This window comes from Shinella sp. GW821-FHT11G07 (assembly GCF_058808115.1).
On record NZ_JBXARJ010000005.1, the window covers coordinates 40,992 to 62,437 of the forward strand.

General features: G+C 64.2%; 20 protein-coding genes. 2 read left to right on the top strand and 18 right to left on the bottom strand.

Features of this window, described 5'->3' with window-relative positions:
- Positions 1 to 59 precede the first annotated feature (59 nt).
- From AC1RT2_RS11260 to AC1RT2_RS11270, 3 genes are all read right to left on the bottom strand, one after another.
- Positions 60 to 443 carry an AGROH133_08824 family phage infection protein gene (locus AC1RT2_RS11260; RefSeq protein WP_069060778.1) on the bottom strand — a complete coding sequence of 128 codons (384 nt, stop codon included), beginning with the start codon at positions 441 to 443 and terminating at the stop codon, positions 60 to 62.
- Between the two features lie 104 nt (positions 444 to 547).
- A complete protein-coding gene (locus AC1RT2_RS11265) occupies positions 548 to 2,752 on the bottom strand; it encodes a primosomal protein N' (RefSeq protein WP_493102354.1) in 2,205 nt (734 codons plus the stop codon).
- Positions 2,753 to 2,813: 61 nt separating this feature from the next.
- Entirely contained in the window at positions 2,814 to 3,947 is a 1,134-nt protein-coding gene (locus AC1RT2_RS11270; protein WP_493101902.1) for an AAA family ATPase, read from the bottom strand.
- Between the two features lie 229 nt (positions 3,948 to 4,176).
- On the opposite strand from AC1RT2_RS11270, the gene AC1RT2_RS11275 reads away from it, so the two are divergent.
- Both AC1RT2_RS11275 and AC1RT2_RS11280 read left to right on the top strand, forming a co-directional pair.
- Positions 4,177 to 5,112: a tyrosine recombinase XerC gene (locus AC1RT2_RS11275; RefSeq protein WP_493101904.1), complete on the top strand. Its 936-nt coding sequence runs from the start codon at positions 4,177 to 4,179 to the stop codon at positions 5,110 to 5,112.
- Between the two features lie 63 nt (positions 5,113 to 5,175).
- Positions 5,176 to 6,258, top strand: coding sequence for a TraB/GumN family protein (locus AC1RT2_RS11280; protein WP_493101906.1), 1,083 nt, complete (start codon positions 5,176 to 5,178; stop codon positions 6,256 to 6,258).
- Between the two features lie 3 nt (positions 6,259 to 6,261).
- On the opposite strand, the gene AC1RT2_RS11285 is transcribed toward AC1RT2_RS11280, so the two are convergent.
- From AC1RT2_RS11285 to AC1RT2_RS11355, 15 genes are all read right to left on the bottom strand, one after another.
- Positions 6,262 to 6,750 carry a DUF2867 domain-containing protein gene (locus tag AC1RT2_RS11285; protein WP_069061594.1) on the bottom strand — a complete coding sequence of 163 codons (489 nt, stop codon included), beginning with the start codon at positions 6,748 to 6,750 and terminating at the stop codon, positions 6,262 to 6,264.
- Positions 6,751 to 6,833: 83 nt separating this feature from the next.
- Positions 6,834 to 8,240, bottom strand: coding sequence for a dihydrolipoyl dehydrogenase (gene lpdA, locus AC1RT2_RS11290; RefSeq protein ID WP_493101908.1), 1,407 nt, complete (start codon positions 8,238 to 8,240; stop codon positions 6,834 to 6,836).
- Positions 8,241 to 8,264: 24 nt separating this feature from the next.
- Positions 8,265 to 9,017 carry an SDR family oxidoreductase gene (locus AC1RT2_RS11295; protein ID WP_493101910.1) on the bottom strand — a complete coding sequence of 251 codons (753 nt, stop codon included), beginning with the start codon at positions 9,015 to 9,017 and terminating at the stop codon, positions 8,265 to 8,267.
- Positions 9,014 to 9,505: a hypothetical protein gene (locus tag AC1RT2_RS11300; RefSeq protein WP_493101912.1), complete on the bottom strand. Its 492-nt coding sequence runs from the start codon at positions 9,503 to 9,505 to the stop codon at positions 9,014 to 9,016. The genes AC1RT2_RS11295 and AC1RT2_RS11300 overlap by 4 nt, the downstream gene beginning before the upstream one ends.
- Before the next feature lie 2 nt (positions 9,506 to 9,507).
- Complete coding sequence (locus AC1RT2_RS11305; protein WP_493101916.1) at positions 9,508 to 10,152, bottom strand: LysE family translocator; 645 nt, start codon at positions 10,150 to 10,152, stop codon at positions 9,508 to 9,510.
- The gene (locus AC1RT2_RS11310) at positions 10,149 to 10,571 is read right to left on the bottom strand and encodes a VOC family protein (protein ID WP_493101918.1); all 423 of its coding nucleotides are present in this window, start codon (positions 10,569 to 10,571) and stop codon (positions 10,149 to 10,151) included. Before AC1RT2_RS11310 ends, AC1RT2_RS11305 begins: the two co-directional genes overlap by 4 nt.
- A gap of 9 nt (positions 10,572 to 10,580) precedes the next feature.
- Positions 10,581 to 10,994: an MAPEG family protein gene (locus AC1RT2_RS11315; protein ID WP_493101920.1), complete on the bottom strand. Its 414-nt coding sequence runs from the start codon at positions 10,992 to 10,994 to the stop codon at positions 10,581 to 10,583.
- Positions 10,995 to 11,005: 11 nt separating this feature from the next.
- Positions 11,006 to 12,241, bottom strand: a complete 1,236-nt coding sequence (gene odhB / locus AC1RT2_RS11320) for a 2-oxoglutarate dehydrogenase complex dihydrolipoyllysine-residue succinyltransferase (protein WP_493101923.1) — start codon at positions 12,239 to 12,241, stop codon at positions 11,006 to 11,008.
- Between the two features lie 52 nt (positions 12,242 to 12,293).
- Positions 12,294 to 15,290, bottom strand: coding sequence for a 2-oxoglutarate dehydrogenase E1 component (locus AC1RT2_RS11325; protein WP_069060770.1), 2,997 nt, complete (start codon positions 15,288 to 15,290; stop codon positions 12,294 to 12,296).
- Positions 15,291 to 15,437: 147 nt separating this feature from the next.
- Positions 15,438 to 16,340 (bottom strand): succinate--CoA ligase subunit alpha, encoded by a 903-nt coding sequence (gene sucD, locus AC1RT2_RS11330; protein WP_069060768.1) that lies wholly within the window; start codon positions 16,338 to 16,340, stop codon positions 15,438 to 15,440.
- A gap of 17 nt (positions 16,341 to 16,357) precedes the next feature.
- Positions 16,358 to 17,551 carry an ADP-forming succinate--CoA ligase subunit beta gene (sucC, locus tag AC1RT2_RS11335; protein WP_069060767.1) on the bottom strand — a complete coding sequence of 398 codons (1,194 nt, stop codon included), beginning with the start codon at positions 17,549 to 17,551 and terminating at the stop codon, positions 16,358 to 16,360.
- Positions 17,552 to 17,576: 25 nt separating this feature from the next.
- Positions 17,577 to 18,539, bottom strand: coding sequence for a malate dehydrogenase (mdh, locus tag AC1RT2_RS11340; protein WP_493101926.1), 963 nt, complete (start codon positions 18,537 to 18,539; stop codon positions 17,577 to 17,579).
- 166 nt (positions 18,540 to 18,705) lie between these two features.
- On the bottom strand, positions 18,706 to 19,899 hold the full coding sequence (zapE, locus tag AC1RT2_RS11345) for a cell division protein ZapE (protein WP_493101928.1): 1,194 nt from the start codon (positions 19,897 to 19,899) through the stop codon (positions 18,706 to 18,708).
- A gap of 38 nt (positions 19,900 to 19,937) precedes the next feature.
- Positions 19,938 to 20,483: a protease inhibitor Inh/omp19 family protein gene (locus AC1RT2_RS11350; RefSeq protein WP_493101930.1), complete on the bottom strand. Its 546-nt coding sequence runs from the start codon at positions 20,481 to 20,483 to the stop codon at positions 19,938 to 19,940.
- 156 nt (positions 20,484 to 20,639) lie between these two features.
- Positions 20,640 to 21,443 carry a nucleotidyltransferase domain-containing protein gene (locus AC1RT2_RS11355; protein WP_493101932.1) on the bottom strand — a complete coding sequence of 268 codons (804 nt, stop codon included), beginning with the start codon at positions 21,441 to 21,443 and terminating at the stop codon, positions 20,640 to 20,642.
- Positions 21,444 to 21,446: the final 3 nt, after the last annotated feature.

A 21,446-nucleotide genomic window follows, 5' to 3' on the forward strand; every position in this document is an offset into this window, starting at 1 on the left:
AAGTTGACTGCGCAGACTATGCTCTGGCGCCACTGAGGCGGAAAACGTCGTTTTTTCGCTCAGAGAAAGCCGAAAGCATAGCCGAGCGGCAGGGCGGCGAGCACTGCCTGCACGACCAGCACGAGAAGATTCTTGGCCGAAAACGACCCGTCCGACATCAGCGACAGGATGCGGCCGAAGGCGGCGAGCGCGAAACCGCCGCCGATCGCCATATAGATCCAGCTCTGCGCCATCAGAAGCGCGACGATCGCCAGTCCCGCATAGAAGCCGCCGGCCGAACGGACAAAGGCGAAGCCCTCGCGGCTCGTCTCGCGGGGCTGGAGGCCGGCAAGTTTCAGCGCCATTCCCGGCGCGAACAGGCCGAACAGCCCCAGCAGGGCCGTTGCGATGGCCGCTGAGAAGGCCAGGAACTCGCCCGTCTCGGTGGGGATGTAGAATTCCATTTCGGCGTTTCTCCGTCGGTGCTTATTCGCCCTCTATCGCACAGGCGCGCGAATCGCAGAAGCCGGCCGGCCGAATTCACACAACTCTTTGTTAACCCTGCAACTCAGAGGAAACTCTGCGGATCGATGTCGAGCTGCACCTGCAGCGACGCCCGCTCCTTCGGCCCGTTGGCGATCATGGTACGCAGGAATGCCTGCATGTCGCTGTTGCGGCGGCCATGCACCAACAGGCGAAACCGATGCCGGCCGCGCACGAGCGCCAGCGGCGCCTCGGCCGGACCCAGGATCGAGATGCCGTCGACATGGGGTGCCGCCTGGCGCAGCCCCCGCGCATGGGCCTCCGCCTCGATACGGGTGTCGGCCGAAACGATGACCGAGGCAAGCCGACCGAACGGCGGCAGCAGCGCCTTCTCCCGTTCGCCGATCTCGCGGTCATAAAATGCCTGCGCATCGCCGGACACAATCGCCTGCATGACGGGATGCAGCGGCTGGTAGGTCTGGATGAGACCGTGGCTCTTGAGGCCGGAGCGTCCCGCACGCCCCGTCACCTGAGAGAGAAGCTGGAACGTCCGCTCCGCCGCCCGCGGGTCGCCATTGGCAAGCCCGAGATCCGCATCCACCACGCCGACCAGCGACATCAGCGGAAAATTGTGCCCCTTGGCGACAAGCTGCGTGCCGATGACGATATCCGCCTCGCCGCGCGCAATCGCCTCTAGCTCCAGCCGCAACCGCTTCACGCCCATCAGGTCGGAGGAGAGCACGATGGTGCGCGCTTCGGGAAAATGCTTCTCCACCTCCTCCGCAATACGCTCCACCCCCGGCCCGCAGGCGGCGAGATGATCGAACGTTCCGCATTCCGGGCAGGATTCCGGGGTGCGCTCGGCATAGCCGCAATGGTGGCACTGGATCTGACCGCGAAACCGGTGCTCCACCAGCCAGCTCGAGCATTGCGGGCACTGGAAGCGATGGCCGCAGACCCGGCAGAGCGTCAGCGGCGCATAACCGCGCCGGTTGAGGAAAAGCAGCGCCTGCTGCTGTTTTTCGATGGTGCGGGCAATACCGCGCAGCATGATGGGCGAAAGGAAACCGCCGCGCGCCGGCGGATGGCGCCGCATGTCGACGAGATGCAGGTCGGGAAGGGCAGCATCGCCGTAACGCGTCGGCAGGTGCAGTTTCTTGTAGCGCCCGACATCGCTGTTGACGCGGCTTTCGACTGACGGCGTTGCCGAAACGAGCACCGCCGGAAAATCACCGATGCGCGCCCGGACCACCGCCATGTCGCGCGCATTGTAGAAGACGCGGTCCTCCTGCTTGTAGGCCGGATCGTGCTCCTCATCGACGATGACGAGGCCAAGATTCTCGAAGGGCAGGAACAGCGCCGACCGCGCGCCCGCAACGACCCGAACATCTCCCGTCGTCACCTGCCGCCAGACCTTTTCACGGATGCGCGGGGCGAGGTCGGAATGCCATTCGGCGGGCTTGGCACCGAAACGATCCTGGAACCGCTCCAGGAAACTCGCGGTCAATGCGATTTCCGGTAGCAGGATCAGCACCTGCCTGCCCTGTCGCAAGGTCTCGGCGATCGCCTCGAAATAGACTTCCGTCTTGCCCGACCCGGTAATGCCGTCGATCAGCGAGACATTGAAGCCGCCGGCCTGCACGCTTTCCACCAGCTCCGCAGCGCTGTCCGTCTGCGGCCCTTCGAGCCGCGGCTCGACATAGTCCGGGTCCGGTGCCGCCACGACAGGCGGCGGCGGCAGGAACACGGTCTCGAACGTGCCCTGCTTCACAAGCCCATCGATAACGCTCGTCGAGGTCCCCGCGGCATGCGCGAGCCCAGACCGGGTCCAGGGAATGCCGTCCTCGACCATTTCCAGCACGCGCTCACGCGCGCTGGTCAGCCGCTCCGGCCGATGTCCGGTAAAGCGCAGCCCCTCGATCATCGGTTCGGGATCGAAGGCGGCCGGCGCGCGCAGCGCCATGCGGGCGACGAGACCGGGCGGCGTCACCGTATAGGCGGACACCCAGTCAAGGAAATCGCGCATCTCCTTCGAGAGCGGCGGGCAATCGAACACCTTCTCGATGGGTCGCAGCTTCTTCGGATCGAACTTGCCGTCGTTGTCGCCATCCCAGACGACGCCCGGCACCAACCGCGGCCCAAGCGGCACCTGCACGATCGAGCCCGGCTCGACCGCCATGCCCTCCGGCACCGTGTAGGAATAGGGCACGGGCGTGGGCACCGGCACCATCACGGGCACCGTGCGCGGAAACAGTTTTTCCCCGAAAAGGTCTATCGAATCGTTGTCCATCAGGCGCGAAGATGCCCCCGCCACGCCGGGAAGAAAACCGCAAAGATCGCGATCCTCCCGCTCATTCGTCATCCTCCGCCATTTCGCCGGTCAGCCGCATGCCGTCGATCCAGGTCGCGCCATCATTGCGCACGACACGTTTGGCGCGCACACCACAGCGCGTCTCCACTTCCCGCGCCAGCCGCTCGGAATGGGTGACGATCCACAGCTGGCTCGACTGCGCGGCGCGCGCGATCATTTCGGCCAGCGCCGGCAGCATGTCCGGGTGCAGGCTTGCCTCCGGCTCGTTGAGCGCGATCAACGGCGGTGTACGGTAGGAGAGCAGTGCCGCCGCCAGTGCCAGAAAGCGGATCTGCCCATCGGAAAGTTCGCGTGGCTGGAAGACGCGCTGCGGAAACTGCGGGAAAGTCAGGCCATAGGAAGCGAACTCCTCCGGCTCCGGCACGGAAAGCTGCGCGCCGCCAAAGGCAGCCGCCACCGCCCGGTCGAGGTCGACCGTGTCGCCCCGCGTCCACTTCAGCGTCGCGAAGACCGCCGCCATGTTCGCCCCGTCCTCATCGAGCAGCGGCGCGGTGACGGCAAGGCACGGTTGGCGTAGCGCCGAATCCCGATCAGAGCGAAAACCGTGGAAGAAGCGCCATTGCGAGACGGCGCGCCGAAACGTCCCGACCTCCGGATAATGACCGGCGTCGCCAAGCAATGCCACGGCGGTCTCCGAGGCCAGCGCCTGCTCCGGATGTTCGGCCATGCGGCCCGCCTCGTTGCGCACCATGATGCCGGGTCCCGCCCGCTTCATCATCGTCACCGGCCGGCGGCCGGTCTCGATCGACAATTCCTCGACCTTGACCTGCGGCTCGAAGGCGAAGCCGGCGGCTGCCGGTGGTCGCAACCCCGCTTCGATCCGATAGCGGAAGGTGATCGCACGATCCTCGTCGAGCAGTTCAGCTTCCAGGCGAATGCGCACCGGCTCGTTCGGCCGCCGCTTGCCCGTCCAGAGCGCCGAGCCCATGCCGCCCTCCGCCGCGATCTCCTGGGCGAATGTGCCACGCACCGCGGCCTGCACCAGTTGCAGCGACCGGTAGAGGTTGGATTTCCCCGCCCCGTTTTCGCCGACGAACAGGTTCACCCGCCCGAGATCCATGCGGATTGCGCGCAGCGAGCGGTAATTTTCGGCGGACATGGAACGCAGCAGCATGAAACGGATCCGAATTCGAAACGATGGCGCTCTCTATACAAGCCACCATGTCTAGAGGAAGGCAGGCCGACTTGCCCAGCCCTCGCACCGACCATTAGCAAATCCCTAACGCAAATCACCCATCCTGCCGCAAACGGCGGATCGCCTCCGACGATCCCATTTTTGTTTTGCGCACATTCCGACGCAAGACCGCTCAAGCATTTTGCCGGAATTGCGCCAGGGGCAGGACATGAACGAACTTCTCATCATCGCCGACCCGACGCTGATGGCCGAGCGGCAGGGCTGGCTGGCAGCACTTGCCGACGAGCGACGGCTCTCCGGCAACACGCTCGACGCCTATGAGCGCGACACCCGCCAGTTCCTCGCCTTCCTCACCGGGCATCTCGCCGCCCCGGCCCGCCTCAAGGACATCGACAACCTGCGCCCGGCGGACCTGCGCGGTTTTCTCGCCTCCCGTCGCCGCGATGGAGCCGGTGCCCGCACGCTCGGCCGTGGTCTCGCCGGCCTGCGCTCGTTCCTGCGCCATCTGGAGCGCAAGGGCCTCGCCAATGCCGCCGGCGCCTCCGCCGTGCGTTCACCAAAACAGCCGAAGTCGCTGCCGAAGCCACTGTCCGATCGCCAGGCCATCGCCGTCGTCGATGCGCACGAGCAACTGGCCGACGAACCGTGGATCCGCACGCGCAACGCCGCGGTGCTGACGCTGCTCTACGGCTGCGGCCTGCGCATCTCCGAGGCGCTGTCGCTGACGCCCGCAGATTTTGCCGGCACGCCCACCTCGCTGCGCATCACCGGCAAGGGCGACAAGATGCGCATCGTGCCGCTGATCGCCCCGGCGCTCACCGGCGTTCAGGATTACATAAAACTCTGCCCCATCCCGCTGTCCGACGACAGGCCGCTCTTCCGCGGTGCGCGCGGCGGGCCGTTGCAGCCGGCCATCATCCAGCGCGAGATGCAGAAGATGCGCGGTGCGCTCGGCCTTCCCGACAGCGCCACGCCCCATGCACTGCGCCATTCCTTCGCGACGCACCTGCTTGCCGGCGGCGGGGACCTGCGCACCATTCAGGAACTGCTCGGCCATGCCAGCCTCTCGACGACGCAGGTCTATACCGGCGTCGATTCGGCCCGGCTTCTCGAAATCTACGACCGCGCCCATCCCCGCGCCTGACGTTCGTTAAGAGATTATGAGGGCGAGGCCGCTAGGGTCGCCAAAAATGACAGGGAATCGACCATGATCGTCACGCTTCAGAAAAGCCGCACTGCCATCGCCGACCGCCTGGCTGATGCCGGCCTCTGGATGATGGCAGCGCTTCATGTGCTGGTCGCCCTCTCCTTCCTCGTCGTTCTGGCGACGCTCTCTCCCGCCAACGCACAGGAACCGCCGGTCTGCGGTGGCGATAACCTGCTGGTGAAATACGAGAAGGACGACCCGGCAGGCTTTGCCAAGCTGCGCGCCGAGGCAGACGCCGTGCCGAACGGCAAGGGCATCTTCTGGAAGATCGAGAAGGATGGCAGGCCCGCCTCCTGGCTGCTCGGTACCATGCATGTGACGGACCCGCGCGTGCTCGCAATGCCGGAGGCCGCACGCACCGCCTATGCCGATGCCACGACCATCGTCGTCGAATCGGACGAGATTGCCGACGAGAAGAAGGCGGCCGCGGCGATCATGACCCGCCCCGACCTCACCATGTTCACGGATGGCAAATCCATCACCGACTTCCTCGACAAGGCCGGTGAGGACAAGCTGGCGGAGGGCCTCAAGACCCGCGGCCTGTCGCTGGCCGCCGTCGGCCGCATGAAGCCATGGATGATCATGAGCTTCGTGGCACTTCCCGCCTGCGAAGTCGCTCGCAAGACATCCGGCATTGCCTTCCTCGATCAGCGCCTCGCCAGGGATGCGCTTGCCGATGGCAAGACGCTGAAGGGTCTCGAAACCCTGATCGAGCAGATTTCCGCCCTCGATTCGCTGCCGATCGAGCCGCAGGTGGAAGGCCTCGTCCAGACGCTGGCGCTCGGCGATACGCTGAAGGACGTCATCGAAACGATGAGCCAGCTTTATCTCGCCGGCGATACCGGCATGATCATGCCGATGATGCGCGCCGCCGCCCCCCAGACGGACGACGACAAAGCCGCCTATGCCGATTTCGAGCAGCGCATCATCATCGACCGCAACCACACCATGGCGGAGCGCGCAGCCCCCATCCTGGCGAACGGCAACGTCTTCATCGCCGTCGGCAGCCTGCACCTTCCGGGTGCGGAAGGTGTCGTGGAACTGCTGCGCAAGCAGGGCTTTACCGTCACCGCGGTGAACTAAGCCTCACCTCTGGACGACCCGGCGTCCGATGCCGGACAGCATCGTTCGAACAATCAGCTTGTGGAACGGCATGACGGCTGCAAGATAAAGCCTACCGAGCAGGTTGTTGCGGTGCACGAGCGTCATCACGCTCAAGGTCTGGCCGCTCGGCCGGTCCTGCCGGATATCAATGACGATGCGGAAATCCAGATGCCGGTCGTCGAAGCCGAGCACGACCCGGTCGTCGGTCGCGCTCACCACCGGAAAGCCGCCGATCTCCGTTTCCGATGTCTTCACCTGCTCCGCCGCCCCCTTCAGCCCGAAGGGCGCGACGAGCGCATTGCGCAGCACCATCAGCCGGCGCACCCAGCCCGGCGGGTGCTCCAGCGCCAACCGTGCCGCCTCGCGCGCCGTGAGGTTGTCGACGGGCAGGCCAAGCGTAAAACGATCCGCCCAGTCAGCAGACGGAAGAAGTGGATGCGGGAGCGAGACGGGTCTCGATACGGGGGACATGAAGGCCATCCTTTGTGGCTTTCATGGTGCCCCCGTTCGGCGGGCGAGGACAGGCGGCCGGTTGTCGCAGCCGCCTGAGGCGATCACATATGGATCGGCTTGAAGAAGGTCGCGAGTGCGGCTTCCTTGACGGCTTCCGACATGGTCGGGTGCGCATGGCAGGTGCGGCCGAGATCTTCCGACGAGCCGCCGAACTCCATCAGCACGGCTGCCTCATGGATCATCTCGCCGGCGCCGAAGCCGACGATGTGCACGCCGAGCACGCGATCGGTGTCCTTGTCGGCCAGCACCTTGACGAAGCCGTCGGTCGCCAGCATGGCGCGGGCGCGGCCGTTTGCCGTGAAGGGGAACTTGCCGGCCTTGTAGGCGATGCCCGCGGCCTTCAGTTCCTCTTCCGTCTTGCCGACGGAGGCGACTTCCGGCTGGGTGTAGACGACGCCCGGGATGACGTCATAGTTCACGTGGCCCGCCTGGCCGGCGAGGATTTCGGCAACCGCGACACCCTCGTCTTCCGCCTTGTGGGCGAGCATCGGGCCGCGCACCACATCACCCAGCGCATAGATGCCGGGAACGTTGGTCTGGAAGTGGTTGTCGATCTCGACGCGGCCGCGGTTGTCGAGTGCCACGCCGGCTTCCTTGAGGCCGAGGCCTTCGGTATAGGGTTTGCGGCCGGTGGCGATCAGCACGACGTCCGCGTCAATGGTGGTCGCGTCACCGCCCTTGACCGGCTCGAAGGTCACCTTGGCGCCCGAACCCGCCTTCTCCACACCCGTCACCTTGGCGCCGAGCTTGAACTCCATGCCCTGCTTGGCGAGCATGCGCTGGAACTGCTTGGAGACGTCGCCGTCCATGCCGCCGAGGATCGTGTCAAGATATTCGACGACCGTCACCTTGGCGCCGAGGCGGGCCCAGACCGAGCCGAGCTCGAGGCCGATCACGCCGCCGCCGACGACGATGAGATGACCCGGCACCTTCTCCAGCGCGATGCCGCCGGTGGAGGAGACGATGATCGTCTCGTCGATATCGACGGGAACGCCCGGAATGCCGGCGACGTCGGAGCCGGTGGCGATGACGATGTTCTTCGTCTCCAGAACCTGCTCTTCGCCCTTGTCGCTGGTGACGGAGACCTTGCCTGCGCCCAGCACCTTGCCGGTGCCCTGGATGCCGTCGATCTTGTTCTTCTTGAACAGGAAGGCGACGCCGTCGACGTTCGACTTCACGGTCGCATCCTTGTGCGCCATCATCTTCGGCAGGTTGAGCGTCGGCTTCACGCCGTCGATGCCGAGCGCTTCCATGCCATGGGCGGCATGGCTGTAGGTCTCCGACGCATGCAGCAGCGCCTTCGACGGAATGCAGCCGACATTGAGGCAGGTGCCGCCGTAGGTCGCGCGCTTTTCGACGACCGCGACCTTCAGGCCGAGCTGAGCCGCCTTGATGGCGCAGACATAGCCGCCGGGGCCGGAACCGATAACGATGAGATCATATGCCATGACAAGTCCTTCCTGCGCGGGGGCCTAGCGGCCGCCGCTGACGTTGAGGGCGGCACCCGTCACATAGGATGCCGCATCGGAGAGAAGATAGAGAATGGAATGGGCGACTTCATCGGCCGTGCCCGGCCGCTGCATCGGAATGAGCGCCGCCATGTCGCGCGCCCGCTCCGGCAGGCCACCGGAAGCGTGGATGTCGGTGTCGATGATGCCGGGGCGAACGAGATTGACGCGGATGCCTTCCAGCGCCACCTCGCGGGCAAGCCCGATGGTAAAGCTCTCAATCGCGCCCTTGCTGGCGGCATAATCGATATATTGCCCGGCCGAGCCGAGCTGGGCCGCCACCGAGGAAATGTTGACGATCGAACCGCCCTTGCCGCCGTGCAGCGTCGACATGCGCCGTACGGCCTCCTGCGCACAGCGGATCGAGCCCATGACGTTGACGGCGAACATGCGCTCCAGCCGCTCGGCGGACATCTCGTCGAGACGCTGGGGCTGGGCGACGATGCCGGCATTATTGACCAGCCCGTCGAGCCGGCCGAAGGTGCCGTCGATCGCCGAAAAGATCGAGGCAAGGCCGAGCTCACTGCCGACATCGCCCTGAACGGCAATCGCCGAACCGCCCAGCGCATGGATCTGCGCGACGACAGCCTCGGCCGCGTCGAGGTTGGAGACGTAGTTCACCGCGACCTGCCAGCCGGCAGCGCCCGCCATGCGGCAGACACTTGCGCCGATGCCACGACTGCCGCCGGTGACGAGAAGAACGGGCGCTTCCGTCATGCGGCGCATCCCTTCCGCTTGAACACGTCCCAAGGCGCGACCTTGGCCTTGCCTTCGTCCCACAGCGTCGAATAGCGCAGCGACGGCCCGAAGCCGGCCAGCAGCAGAGTTTCGGCAGCCTTTGCGCCTTCCTCAGGCAGGACGGCGGCATCACCGGCGCCGTCGAGCACGTAGATCACGCCCTCCCAGACCGTGCAGGCGGCGATCTCCTCGCCGGTCACGTCGCCCTCCGGGCAATTGTGCATGACCATGCCGTTGGAACGGACAGGGTCGTCACCGGGCATGACGATGCCATCGAGCACCGTACTGCTTGAAAGAACCTTCAGCTTGAAATGATGGCTGGTTGCCGCTGCACTCGACCCGACCGGCTCGAAGGTCAGCTCATAGCCCCCGTCGCGATCCGCATAGATCGCGCGGTCCTGCCGGCACTCCGCCGCGGAAGCGGCGGGCGCGGCAACGAGACCGAGGAAAACGAGGGCGGTGCGCATGCTCAGTGGGCCTTTTCCGTGGCGAGCTTGATGCCGAGCGCGATGAAGACGAGGCCGCTGGCGCGATCGATCCACTGGCTGGCACGGGAAAACGCCGCCCGCATGCGCGGGGTCGTCATGAACAGCGAGACGCCGACGAACCAGGCGATCAGGCAGGACGCCATGACGAGGCCATAGCCGAACTTGATGGCGATCGGCGTATGGGCGCTGACGACGGTCGAAAAGATCGACAGGAAGAAGAAGACCGGCTTGGGGTTCAGCGCATTGGCGAGGAAGCCGAGGCCGAAGGCGCGCAGCGCCGACTGCTCGCCCTTGCCGTCCTCGTTGCCCTTCACAGCCTCGACGGACATGTCCGTCTTGCCGGCGCGCAACGCCTTGATGCCGATATAGATGAGGTAGGCGACACCGCACCATTTGACGATGTTGAAGAGGTAGATCGACTGGGAAATGATGAGGCCGAGACCGAGGATCGTGTAGGTGACGTGGAACATCAGCGAGGTGCCGACGCCGAAGGACGTGATGATCGCCGAACGGCGCCCATGCACGATCGACTGGCGCATGACCATGGCAAGGTCGGCACCCGGCGAGACGATGGCAAAGGAGAAGATCGCCATCAGCGAGGCGAGTTCCAGAAGATAGCTGCTCATTGTCTCTCCAGGGGCGCGTTGAAGGCCCAGATATGGCCGAAGGGATCGGTGATGCGGGCGTAGCGGGCGCCCCAGAACACATCGGCTGGCGGCATCAGTTCATGGGCGCCGGCATCCACCGCCTTGGCAAAGGCCGCATCGACGGCGGACGGGTCGGCCAGGTTGATGCTGATGGCAAAGCTCGTGCCGCCGACCGTCGTCGGCGCGCTGACGGCCATCTCGAATTCCGGGAACTCGTCGTGCAGCATCACCTCGCCGCCATAGATGGCGAGATTGGCGTGCATGACGCGCCTGCCATCCTCGGCAAGCTGGTGGAACGTGTTTTCAGCGCCGAGCGCCTTTTCGTAGAAGGCGATCGCTTCCAGGCCGCCCTTCACGCAGATATGCGGCTGAAGCGGGGGAACATTGGTGAATGCCATGCCAGCCTCCTAGAAAACGACCACACCCGCCATGACCGCGAGACCTGCCAGCGCGACGAGCCAGACGATCGAACGGATATAGGGAATGCCTGCGAGATAGAGCGGGATATAGACGAGCCGGGCCACGAACCACAGCCACGCCCCGATGAGGCCCCAACCTGCCGGGTCGCCCGCGATGGCAAGCGCCAGCGCAAGGGCGACGAAGGCAGGATAGGTTTCCCGAAAATTCGCCGACGCGCGGGCGGCGCGTCCGGCAAGCTTGCCTGTCGGCTCCCGCGCGCCATCGCGCGGGCCGGCGTTCCAGGCGGAGCCAAGCTCCCTCGTGGAGAGCATGCCCTGGAGCCCGATATGGAAGACGAGCAGCGCCACGCTCAGTGCAAGAAGCACGAGCATCGGCGAAGATGCAGACGCTGCCGCCTCCATAGGGACCTCCCTTACAGATCGAGAACGAGGCGTTCCGGATCTTCCAGGCTGTCCTTGACGCGGACCAGGAAGGTAACCGCTTCCTTGCCGTCGACCATGCGGTGGTCATAGGAGAGGGCGAGATACATCATCGGGCGGATGACGATCTGACCACCGACGACGACCGGGCGCTCCTGGATCTTGTGCATGCCGAGAATGCCGGACTGCGGAGCGTTGAGGATCGGCGAGGACATCAGCGAACCGTAGACGCCGCCGTTCGAGATGGTGAATGTGCCGCCCTGCATGTCGGCCATGGAGAGCGCGCCGTCACGGGCGAGCTTGCCGAGGCGGCCGATGTCCTTTTCGATTTCGGCAATCGACATCTGGTCGGCATCGCGCACGACCGGAACGACGAGGCCCTTGTCGGTGCCGACGGCGACGCCGATGTGGCAGTAGTTCTTGTAGATGATGTCGGTGCCGTCGATCTCGGCGTTGACGGCCGGCAGTTCCTTCAGCGCGTGCGTCACGGCCTTGGTGAAGAAGCCCATGAAGCCGAGCTTCACGCCGTGCTTCTTCTCGAACAGGTCCTTGTAGCGGTTGCGCAGGTCCATCACGGCCGACATGTCCACCTCGTTGTAGGTGGTGAGCATGGCTGCGGTGTTCTGCGCGTCCTTGAGGCGCTTGGCGATCGTCTGGCGCAGGCGCGTCATCTTCACGCGCTCTTCGCGCGGTGCATCGGCTTCGGAAGATGCCGCACGGGCGACAACCTTGACCGGCTCGGCGGCAGCAGCAGGGGTTGCCGTGATGCCCTTGGCAACAGCGGCGATCACGTCGCCCTTCAGCACCTGGCCGCGCTTGCCGGAACCGTCGACCTGATCGGCCGAGACGTTGTTTTCGGCAAGCAGCTTTGCAGCGGACGGGGCCGGCGGCATGGAGGACGCAGCAGCGGCCGGCTTGGCTTCGGCAGCCGGAGCAGCCGCAACCTTCTCGACCTTTTCGGCGGCAGCCGGAGCAGCCGCACCGGCAGAAGCGCCTTCGGAGATCTGGCCGAGCAGGCCGCCCGGGGCGACGGTGTCGCCGGCATTCGCAACAATTTCTGACAGGACGCCGGCGGCCGGTGCGGGCACTTCGATCGTCACCTTGTCGGTTTCGAGCTCACAGAGCGGCTCGTCGGCCTTGATGACGTCGCCGACCTTCTTGAACCAGGTGCCGACGGTGGCTTCGCTGACGGATTCTCCCAAAGTCGGGACGCGGATTTCGGTAGCCATGAGTGTGTTCCGTTCTTGATTTCGTTGTCGCGGGTGCGGGGAACTGGGCGGATCAACCGCCCAGTGCGTCCTCAAGGAAGGCAGCGAGCTGCGCGAGGTGCTTGGACATCAGGCCCGTTGCCGGCGAGGCAGCGGCCGGACGGCCGGTGTAGCGCACGCGCTGGTACTTGGCGTCGATATGGGCAAGCACCCATTCGAGATAGGGGTCGATGAAGGCCCAGCCGCCCATGTTCTTGGGCTCTTCCTGGCACCACACCATCTCGGCATTGCGGAAGCGCGACAGCTCGTTGATCAGCGCCTTGGCCGGGAACGGATAGAGCTGTTCCAGGCGCAGCAGGTAGACGTCGTCGATGCCGCGCTTTTCGCGCTCTTCCAGCAGGTCGTAGTAGACCTTGCCCGAGCACATCACGACGCGGCGGATCTTCGCGTCCTTCTGCAGCTTGATCGGGCCGTCCTTGATGACCTCGGCGTCGTCCCACAGCAGACGGTGGAACGAGCTTTCGCCCGCCATTTCCGACAGCGAGGAGACAGCGCGCTTGTGGCGCAGCAGCGACTTCGGCGTCATCATGATCAGCGGCTTGCGGAAGTCGCGCTTCACTTGGCGGCGCAGGATGTGGAAGTAGTTCGCCGGCGTCGTGACGTTGGCGACCTGCATGTTGTCCTCGGCGCACATCTGCAGCCAGCGTTCGAGGCGGGCGGAGGAGTGCTCCGGACCCTGGCCCTCATAGCCGTGCGGCAGCAGGCAGACGAGACCCGACATGCGCAGCCACTTGCGTTCGCCCGACGAGATGAACTGGTCGAAGACGACCTGCGCGCCGTTGGCGAAGTCGCCGAACTGGGCTTCCCACAGCGTCAGCGCGTTCGGACGGGCCAGCGAATAGCCGTATTCGAAACCGAGCACCGCCTCTTCCGAAAGCATCGAGTTGATGACCTCGTAACGGGCCTGGGTCGGCGCGAGATTGGCGAGCGGGATGTAACGGTCTTCGGTCTCCTGATCGTAGAGCACCGAATGGCGCTGCGAGAAGGTGCCGCGTTCGCAGTCCTGGCCGGACAGGCGGATCTTCGTGCCCTCGACGCAGAGCGTGCCGAAAGCGAGCGCCTCGGCCATTGCCCAGTCGATGCCTTCGCCCGTCTCGACCATCTGCATGCGGTTGTCCATGAACCGCTGGATGGTCTTGTGGGCGCGGAAGCCTTCCGGGATCGTCGAGATCTTGCGGCCGATTTCCTTCAGCTGCTTCATCGGCACGGATGTCTTGCCGCGACGCTGTTCGTCCTGGTTGTCGGCCGAGCGCAGGCCCGACCACACACCGTCCAGCCAGTCGGCCTTGTTCGGCTTGTAGGACTGACCGGCCTCGAATTCCTGTTCGAGGCTGGCACGCCAGTCGGCCTTCATCTTCTCGAATTCGCCTTCGCTGATCACGCCCTCGGCAACGAGGCGCGAACCATAGAGGCTGACCACGGTCTTGTGGGCGCGGATCGCCTTGTACATCTTCGGCTGGGTGAACGCCGGCTCGTCGCCTTCGTTGTGGCCGAAGCGGCGGTAGCAGAATATGTCGAGCACGACCGGCTTGTGGAACTTCATCCGGAATTCGGTGGCGATCTTCGCAGCGTAGGTCACCGCTTCCGGATCGTCGCCGTTGATGTGGAAGATCGGCGCCTCGATCATCTTCGCCACATCCGACGGATAGGGCGAGGAGCGCGAGAAGGCCGGATTGGTGGTGAAGCCGATCTGGTTGTTGATGATCACGTGCACCGTGCCGGCGACGCGATGGCCGCGCAGGCCCGACAGGCCGAGGATTTCAGCCGTGACACCCTGGCCGGCAAAGGCCGCATCGCCGTGCAGCAGCAGCGGCATGACCTGGGCCCGCTCGGACAACGGAATGATGTCGCCCTCGAAGATCTTCGCCATCTGGTCCTGCTTGGCGCGTGCCTTGCCCATGACGACCGGGTTGACGATTTCGAGGTGCGAGGGGTTGGCGGTCAGCGACAGATGCACCTTGTTGCCGTCGAACTCGCGGTCCGAGGACGCACCGAGGTGGTACTTCACGTCGCCCGAGCCTTCCACCTCGTCCGGCGCGTAGGAGCCGCCCTTGAACTCGTGGAAGACGGCGCGGTGGGGCTTGGCCATCACGTTCGTCAGAACGTTGAGGCGGCCACGGTGGGCCATGCCGAGCACGATTTCCTTGAGGCCGAGCTGGCCGCCGCGCTTGATGATCTGCTCGAGCGCCGGGATCAGCGCTTCGCCGCCATCGAGGCCGAAGCGCTTGGTGCCCTTGTACTTGACGTCGATGAACTGTTCGAAGCCTTCCGCCTCGATCAGCTTCTGCAGGATCGCCTTTTTGCCTTCCGGCGTGAAGTCGACGCCCTTGTCCGGACCTTCGATGCGTTCCTGGATCCAGCCCTTCTCTTCCGGGTTGGAGATGTGCATGAACTCGACGCCGATCGTCGAGCAATAGGTGCGCTCGAGGATTTCGACCATTTCGCGAATGCTCGCATATTCGAGGCCGAGCACGTTGTCGATGAAGATCTTGCGGTCGAGGTCGGCATCGGTGAAGCCGTAGTTCGACGGCGACAGCTCGTGATAGTCCTCGACGGGTGCGGCAATGCCGAGCGGATCGAGCTTGGCATGCAGGTGGCCGCGGGCGCGGTAGGCGCGGATCATCATGATGGCGCGCACGCTGTCGCGCGTCGCCTGGTTGACGTCGGCCTGGTTGACCGGCGCGCCGGTCTTGGCGGCAACGGTTTCCGCCTTTGCCTGGACCTTCTTCTCAAGCACCTTCTCGACGACGCCCCAGTTGCCGTCGAGCGCCGAGACGAGTTCGCCATTGGCGACGATCGGCCAGTTCGCCCGCTGCCACGAGGCGCCCTTGGCGGCCTTCACAATGTCAGAGGGCTGGTCTTCGAGGGCCTTGAAGAAGGCCTGCCACTCTTCGCCGACGGAAGCGGGGTCCGCCTCGTACTTCGCGTAGAGCTGTTCGATATAGGCTGCGTTCGCGCCGTCGAGGAAGGACGTGGCGAGAAATTGTTCGTTGGCGTCTAGTCGTGCCATGGTGTTTCGCGGGCGTAGCACCCGCCTCCCGAACGATCGTGTTGACCGGGCTTTCCCGGCTTGCCACCCGTCGCGTGCCTGTCCGCACCGCGCCGGGAAGAGACGGACCGGCCGGCATTTTCAGCCGGCCGACCCAGTTCTGATGTGTCAGCCCTTGAGGACTTCGACCAGCGTCTTGCCAAGGCGTGCCGGCGACGGCGAGACGCGGATGCCCGCGGCTTCCATCGCGGAAATCTTGGATTCCGCGTCGCCCTTGCCGCCGGAAACGACAGCGCCGGCGTGGCCCATGGTGCGGCCCTTCGGTGCGGTACGGCCCGCGATGAAGCCGGCCATCGGCTTCTTGCGGCCCTTCTTGGCTTCGTCGATGAGGAACTGCGCCGCATCTTCTTCAGCCGAGCCGCCGATTTCGCCGATCATGATGATGGAGGTCGTGGCGTCGTCCGCCAGGAACATCTCCAGCACGTCGATGAATTCGGTGCCCTTGACCGGGTCGCCGCCGATGCCGACAGCCGTCGTTTGGCCGAGGCCTTCGTTGGAGGTCTGGAAGACGGCTTCATACGTAAGCGTGCCGGAGCGCGAAACAATACCGACCGAACCCTTGCGGAAGATCGAGCCCGGCATGATGCCGATCTTGCATTCTTCCGGCGTCAGGATGCCCGGGCAGTTCGGGCCAAGCAGGCGCGAGGAGGAGCGGTCGAGGCGAGCCTTGACGCGCACCATGTCGGCAACCGGAATGCCTTCGGTGATGCAGGTGATGAAGGGGATTTCCGCTTCGATCGCCTCGATGATGGCGTCCGCGGCGCCGGCCGGCGGAACGTAGATCACGGAGGCGTCCGCGCCGGTCTTTTCCTTGGCTTCGGCAACCGAGGCGAAGATCGGCAGGCTTTCGCCCTTCGAGCCGGTCCAGGTTTCGCCACCCTTCTTCGGGTGGATACCGCCGACCATCTGCGTGCCGTAGTAGGCGAGCGCCTGTTCGGTGTGGAAGGTACCGGTCTTGCCGGTCAGGCCCTGAACGAGGACCTTGGTGTTCTTGTTGACGAGAATCGACATGAGGTCAGGTCCTTCAATTAGCCGTTGATCGCGGCAACGATCTTCTTGGCAGCATCATCCAGATCGTCGGCGGCGGTGATCGCCAGGCCCGATTCGTTCAGGATCTTCTTGCCAAGTTCGACATTCGTGCCTTCGAGACGAACGACCAGCGGAACCTTGAGGCCCACTTCCTGCACGGCTGCGACGACGCCTTCAGCGATGACATCGCACTTCATGATGCCGCCGAAGATGTTGACGAGGATGCCCTCGACCTTCGGGTCGGCCGTGATGATCTTGAAGGCCGCCGCGACCTTCTCCTTGCCGGCGCCGCCGCCGACGTCGCAGAAGTTCGCCGGCTCCTTGCCGTACAGCTTGATGATGTCCATCGTCGCCATGGCGAGGCCGGCACCGTTGACCATACAGCCGATGTTGCCGTCGAGCGCCACATAGGCGAGGTCCCACTTGGAGGCCTCGATTTCCTTGGCGTCTTCTTCGGTTTCGTCGCGCAGCGCCTTGATGTCGTCGTGGCGGAACAGCGCGTTGCCGTCGAACGACACCTTGGCGTCGAGGACGCGCATGCGGCCGTTCTTCATGACGATCAGCGGGTTGATCTCGAGCAGGCTCATGTCCTTCTCGACAAAGGCCTTGTAGAGGATCGGGAAGAGCTTTTCGGCGTCAGCCTTGGCTTCGCCTTCAAGCTTCAGGGCCGAGGTGAGCTTGGCCAGGTCGTCGGCGGTCACACCGGCTTCCGGGTTGATCGCGACGGTGAGGATCTTTTCCGGCGTGTCGTGGGCGACAGCCTCGATGTCCATGCCGCCTTCGGTCGAAACGACGAAGGCAACCTGGCCGACGGAGCGGTCGACGAGCAGCGACAGGTAGAGTTCACGGTCGATGTCGGCGCCATCCTCGATATAGAGGCGGTTCACCTGCTTGCCGGCCGGGCCGGTCTGCGCGGTGACCAGCGTGTTGCCAAGCATTTCCTTGGCGTGGGCCTTGGCTTCCTCGATCGAGAAGGCGAGGCGCACACCACCCTTGGCGTCGGGGCCGAGTTCCTTGAACTTGCCCTTGCCGCGGCCGCCGGCGTGGATCTGGCTCTTGACCACGTAGAGCGGGCCGGGCAGCGACTTCGCTGCCGCTTCCGCCTCGTCGGCGGAGAAGATGGCAACGCCCTCGGCGACCGGGGCGCCAAAGCTCTTCAGCAGAGCCTTGCCCTGATATTCATGAATGTTCATAGGGGAATCCTATCCTGATACCGGATTACTTCAGCGAAGGGGCGATGTTGATGCAGGCTTCGCAAAGACCCGCAACGGCGCCGACCGACTTTTCGAAGGCTTCCTGTTCGGCCTTGTTGAACTCGACCTCGATGATGCGCTCGACACCACCTTCGCCGATGATGGTGGGCACGCCGACATACATGTCCTTCACGCCGTACTGGCCGGAAAGGTAGGCGGCGCAGGGCAGCACGCGCTTCTTGTCCTTGAGGAAGGATTCGGCCATTTCGATCGCCGAAGCGGCAGGCGCGTAGTAAGCCGAGCCGGTCTTGAGCAGGCCGACGATTTCGGCGCCGCCGTCACGGGTGCGCTGGATAATTTCTTCGAGGCGTTCCTTGGTGACCCAGCCCATCTTGATGAGGTCGGTCAGCGGAATGCCGCCGACGGTCGAGTAGCGGGCGAGCGGTACCATCGTGTCGCCGTGGCCGCCGAGAACGAAGGCGGTGACGTCCTGTACGGAGACCTTGAATTCTTCGGAGAGGAAGAGGCGGAAGCGGGCCGAGTCCAGCACGCCGGCCATGCCGACGACCATGTTCTTCGGCAGGCCGGAGAACTTCTGCAGTGCCCAGACCATCGCGTCGAGCGGGTTGGTGATGCAGATGACGAAGGCGTTCGGGGCATATTTCTTGATGCCGGCGCCGACCTGTTCCATGACCTTGAGGTTGATACCGAGCAGGTCGTCGCGGCTCATGCCGGGCTTGCGGGCAACACCGGCGGTGACGATGCAGACATCGGCGCCTTCGATTGCGGCGTAGTCGCTTGCACCCGTCAGCGAGGCATTGAAACCTTCGACCGGCGAGGACTGGGCGATGTCGAGGCCCTTACCCTGCGGAATGCCGTCGGCAATGTCGAAGAGGACGATGTCGCCCAGTTCCTTCAGGCCGGCGAGATGCGCCAGCGTGCCACCGATCATTCCAGAACCAATAAGTGCGATCTTCTTGCGGGCCATGAAAGCTTCCTCTTGCTCCGATCAACAGGTCCCGAATGTCGCAATTGCAGGACCTTTCGGCGCAAGGGCTTACGCCCCTCGCGTTAAAAATTCAACACCTACTTTTGGAGTGAAGCTTTTCAATCGGTTAGATGCAAAAATTCTTACGTAGACGTAAGAATTACCGTCACGCTTTCGTCACGTCATTGGTGTAACGGGCCTTGTGGTCGGCCAGATACTCGGTGCTGCGGATCTCGATGAGGCGCGACACCGTGCGGTCGAACTCGAAACCTTCCGTGCCCTTGCGGGTCGCCAGCAGGCTCTCCGGTGCCGCCGCAGCTGAAGCGAAGAGCCGCGCGCGATGGTCGTAGATCGTATCGACGAGGTTGATGAAGCGCTTCGTCTCGTTGCGCTTTTCCGCCCCGAGCAAAGGCACATGATCGACGAACAGCGTGTCGTAATGCGCGAGGATTTCGAGATAGTCAGCCGCGCCCAGCGGCCGTTCGCAGAGATCGGCGAAGGAGAAGCGTGCAACGCGGCCCGCCGCCTGCGGCACGGCTATTTTTCTGCCCCGGAAGGAAATCGTCTCGAGCGCAACCGTCTTGCCCACCGTCTCGCGCCGCCATGCCGCATCCATCGCCATATCGGCTTCGGCGCTCAGCGGATAGCGGAAGACCGGCAGGCCGCTGTCCTTCTCCAGCCGGTAATCCGTCAGGGAGTCGAGCGGCACGATCTCGACATATTGCTTGAGAAGATCGACGAACGGCAGGAAAAGACTGCGGTTCAGCCCATCCCGATAAAGATTGTCCGGCTCGACATTCGACGTCGCGACCAGAATGCAGCCGCGCCGGAACAGTTCGCCGAAGAGACGCGACAGGATCATCGCATCGGCAATGTCGGTCACGGAAAATTCGTCGAAGCAGAGAAGCCGCGCCTCCTCGATCAGGCTTTCGGCGACCGGCGGCACGGGATCGGCCTGCTTGGTCTCGCCGGCCTTCAGCTTCTGGCGATGTTTGTGGATGCGGTCGTGCACGTCGGCCATGAATTCATGGAAATGCGCCCGGCGCTTGCGCTTCACGCGCGCCTGCTCGAAGAACATGTCCATGAGCATGGTCTTGCCGCGCCCGACGCCGCCATGAATGTAGAGCCCCTTGGGGGCGCTGACGGTCTCGGGCTTGCGGGAGGCGAAGAGCCAGCCGAGCGCACTCGACTTGCGCGCCGGCCGCTGGGCATGAAGCTCGACAAGCAGGCGGTCGAAACGCGCCGCCATCGCCCTCTGGGCCGGGTCGGGCTTCAACTCACCGCTTGCGACAAGCGCTTCAAGCCGATCCGAAACGCCATGGTCCGGATGCGTCGAACCCCTGTCCCAGTCCTTGCCCATAGGCGGAGGCTACCCGTATCGGAGAGATCGGAAGGGGATCAGCGCGAAAGGCTGACGGGCTGGCCCGAATTGGTCGTACCGTTGAAGCGGGCATCCGCCGACTTGTAGAGGCGCGCGATCGCGTTGCCGGCACGGTCCTTCAGCACGACCTGCTTGCCGGCGACTTCCCAGGAGCCCATCGCCGTCAGTTCGCCGGCACAACCGCGCGTGCCGCCGCGCGAGCCGCCGCCAAGGTTGGTAAGCGTCAGGAACATGTCGCAGGAGGACGGGCCGCTTGCCACGCGCCAGTTGCCGACCATGGATTCCTTGGTGACATCAAGCGCCGCCGCCGCCGCCGCGTCCACCGTGCCGCCGGCAACAGCGGTGCCCGTCGCCATCGCCGTATCGGTCGTCGGCTTTGCCGGGAACTGCGAGGTGTCGGTAGTTGGGTCCGGAAGCTGGCTCGACTGGACAGTCCCGATCGGCTGGGCTTCCAGCGGCGTGAGGTTCTGCTGCGTATTCACGCTGTCCATCGACGAAGTCCGCTGGCAACCGGCCAGAGCAAGCGCCATCATCAGCCCGCCTGCCACATGTACAATCCGCATGTCGATACTCCTGCCTTCGTGCGATGCCGTGCATACGCGACAATCATGGCGAATTAGCGTGAATCGTTGGTTTAAATCAAGTGTCGGTGAGCATGTTTCGAGTTCACGGAGTCTGTCACACGTTTACTTTACGCGCAGTAAACTTGCCGACACTCTCTAGGAGGACCCGCTAAGAACTTCGGCTCGGTAGAACGCATTCGCCTTTTCTTTTCGCCAGTCGATGTCGGGCGCAGTTTTTAGTAGCTGCTTATCCATGTGGACGAAGCGCGCGCGGGCCTCCGCCACGAAGGCCCGCAAGGCCGGATGTGGCAAGCCCTCACCCATCTCCCGTGTCCGTTTCTTGATGTCTATCAGCAGCAAGGTTTCGCGCGTGACCTCATCCGGAAGCGCTACCCCCTCCATGCATTCCACCATGTTCATCGGCGGCAGCGACTTGAAATCCCGCGCCGACATCCAGGCAAGCGCGATTGCGGGACGAAGCGCGTAAAGGAATTTCTTCAATCTGGCCGATTCGAGCAGGCTATCGTCGGCGTGTTTTTGCAGAAGCCCGACATAGTGCTTCGCCACTCTCTGTGGCTCGACGATCTCATCGAGCAGCGCAGACAGTCGAGCACGGAAGCCCGCTTCTTCCTCGTAGACCAGCGGCGATTTCAGCCACTCAATGATCACGGCATTGCCCGAAAGGGCGAGAAGAAGCGCCTTGCGAAGGTCCCAGCCCCCCGTATCGACAAGGCCGACAATCGGAAACTCGATGACGTCGCGGACCACCTGTAAACTCAGGTGGTCCTTCACCGGCCGCACATAAACGAAACGGCAATCATAGTCGCTGTCAGGCGAAGGGAACCCCCAGGCCCGACTGCCACTTTCGATGGCAAACCCGATCCGAACACCCTGCGCCCGCACGCTGTCCAGACGACGGCGTATCTCTGCGACGATGTCGGGCGCGAAACTGTCAAGCATGGC

Bases quoted from the DNA above. Each gene is read 5' to 3' on its own strand.
- AC1RT2_RS11270 (WP_493101902.1), bottom strand. From the start codon at position 3,947: ATGCTGCTGCGTTCCATGTCCGCCGAAAATTACCGCTCGCTGCGCGCA.
- mdh (WP_493101926.1), bottom strand. From the start codon at position 18,539: ATGGCCCGCAAGAAGATCGCACTTATTGGTTCTGGAATGATCGGTGGC.
- AC1RT2_RS11275 (WP_493101904.1), top strand. From the start codon at position 4,177: ATGAACGAACTTCTCATCATCGCCGACCCGACGCTGATGGCCGAGCGG.
- odhB (WP_493101923.1), bottom strand. From the start codon at position 12,241: ATGGCTACCGAAATCCGCGTCCCGACTTTGGGAGAATCCGTCAGCGAA.
- AC1RT2_RS11295 (WP_493101910.1), bottom strand. From the start codon at position 9,017: ATGACGGAAGCGCCCGTTCTTCTCGTCACCGGCGGCAGTCGTGGCATC.
- AC1RT2_RS11265 (WP_493102354.1), bottom strand. From the start codon at position 2,752: ATGGACAACGATTCGATAGACCTTTTCGGGGAAAAACTGTTTCCGCGC.
- AC1RT2_RS11280 (WP_493101906.1), top strand. From the start codon at position 5,176: ATGATCGTCACGCTTCAGAAAAGCCGCACTGCCATCGCCGACCGCCTG.
- AC1RT2_RS11285 (WP_069061594.1), bottom strand. From the start codon at position 6,750: ATGTCCCCCGTATCGAGACCCGTCTCGCTCCCGCATCCACTTCTTCCG.
- AC1RT2_RS11310 (WP_493101918.1), bottom strand. From the start codon at position 10,571: ATGGCATTCACCAATGTTCCCCCGCTTCAGCCGCATATCTGCGTGAAG.
- sucD (WP_069060768.1), bottom strand. From the start codon at position 16,340: ATGTCGATTCTCGTCAACAAGAACACCAAGGTCCTCGTTCAGGGCCTG.
- AC1RT2_RS11300 (WP_493101912.1), bottom strand. From the start codon at position 9,505: ATGCGCACCGCCCTCGTTTTCCTCGGTCTCGTTGCCGCGCCCGCCGCT.
- AC1RT2_RS11305 (WP_493101916.1), bottom strand. From the start codon at position 10,152: ATGAGCAGCTATCTTCTGGAACTCGCCTCGCTGATGGCGATCTTCTCC.
- AC1RT2_RS11315 (WP_493101920.1), bottom strand. From the start codon at position 10,994: ATGGAGGCGGCAGCGTCTGCATCTTCGCCGATGCTCGTGCTTCTTGCA.
- sucC (WP_069060767.1), bottom strand. From the start codon at position 17,551: ATGAACATTCATGAATATCAGGGCAAGGCTCTGCTGAAGAGCTTTGGC.
- zapE (WP_493101928.1), bottom strand. From the start codon at position 19,899: ATGGGCAAGGACTGGGACAGGGGTTCGACGCATCCGGACCATGGCGTT.
- AC1RT2_RS11260 (WP_069060778.1), bottom strand. From the start codon at position 443: ATGGAATTCTACATCCCCACCGAGACGGGCGAGTTCCTGGCCTTCTCA.
- lpdA (WP_493101908.1), bottom strand. From the start codon at position 8,240: ATGGCATATGATCTCATCGTTATCGGTTCCGGCCCCGGCGGCTATGTC.
- AC1RT2_RS11325 (WP_069060770.1), bottom strand. From the start codon at position 15,290: ATGGCACGACTAGACGCCAACGAACAATTTCTCGCCACGTCCTTCCTC.
- AC1RT2_RS11350 (WP_493101930.1), bottom strand. From the start codon at position 20,483: ATGCGGATTGTACATGTGGCAGGCGGGCTGATGATGGCGCTTGCTCTG.
- AC1RT2_RS11355 (WP_493101932.1), bottom strand. From the start codon at position 21,443: ATGCTTGACAGTTTCGCGCCCGACATCGTCGCAGAGATACGCCGTCGT.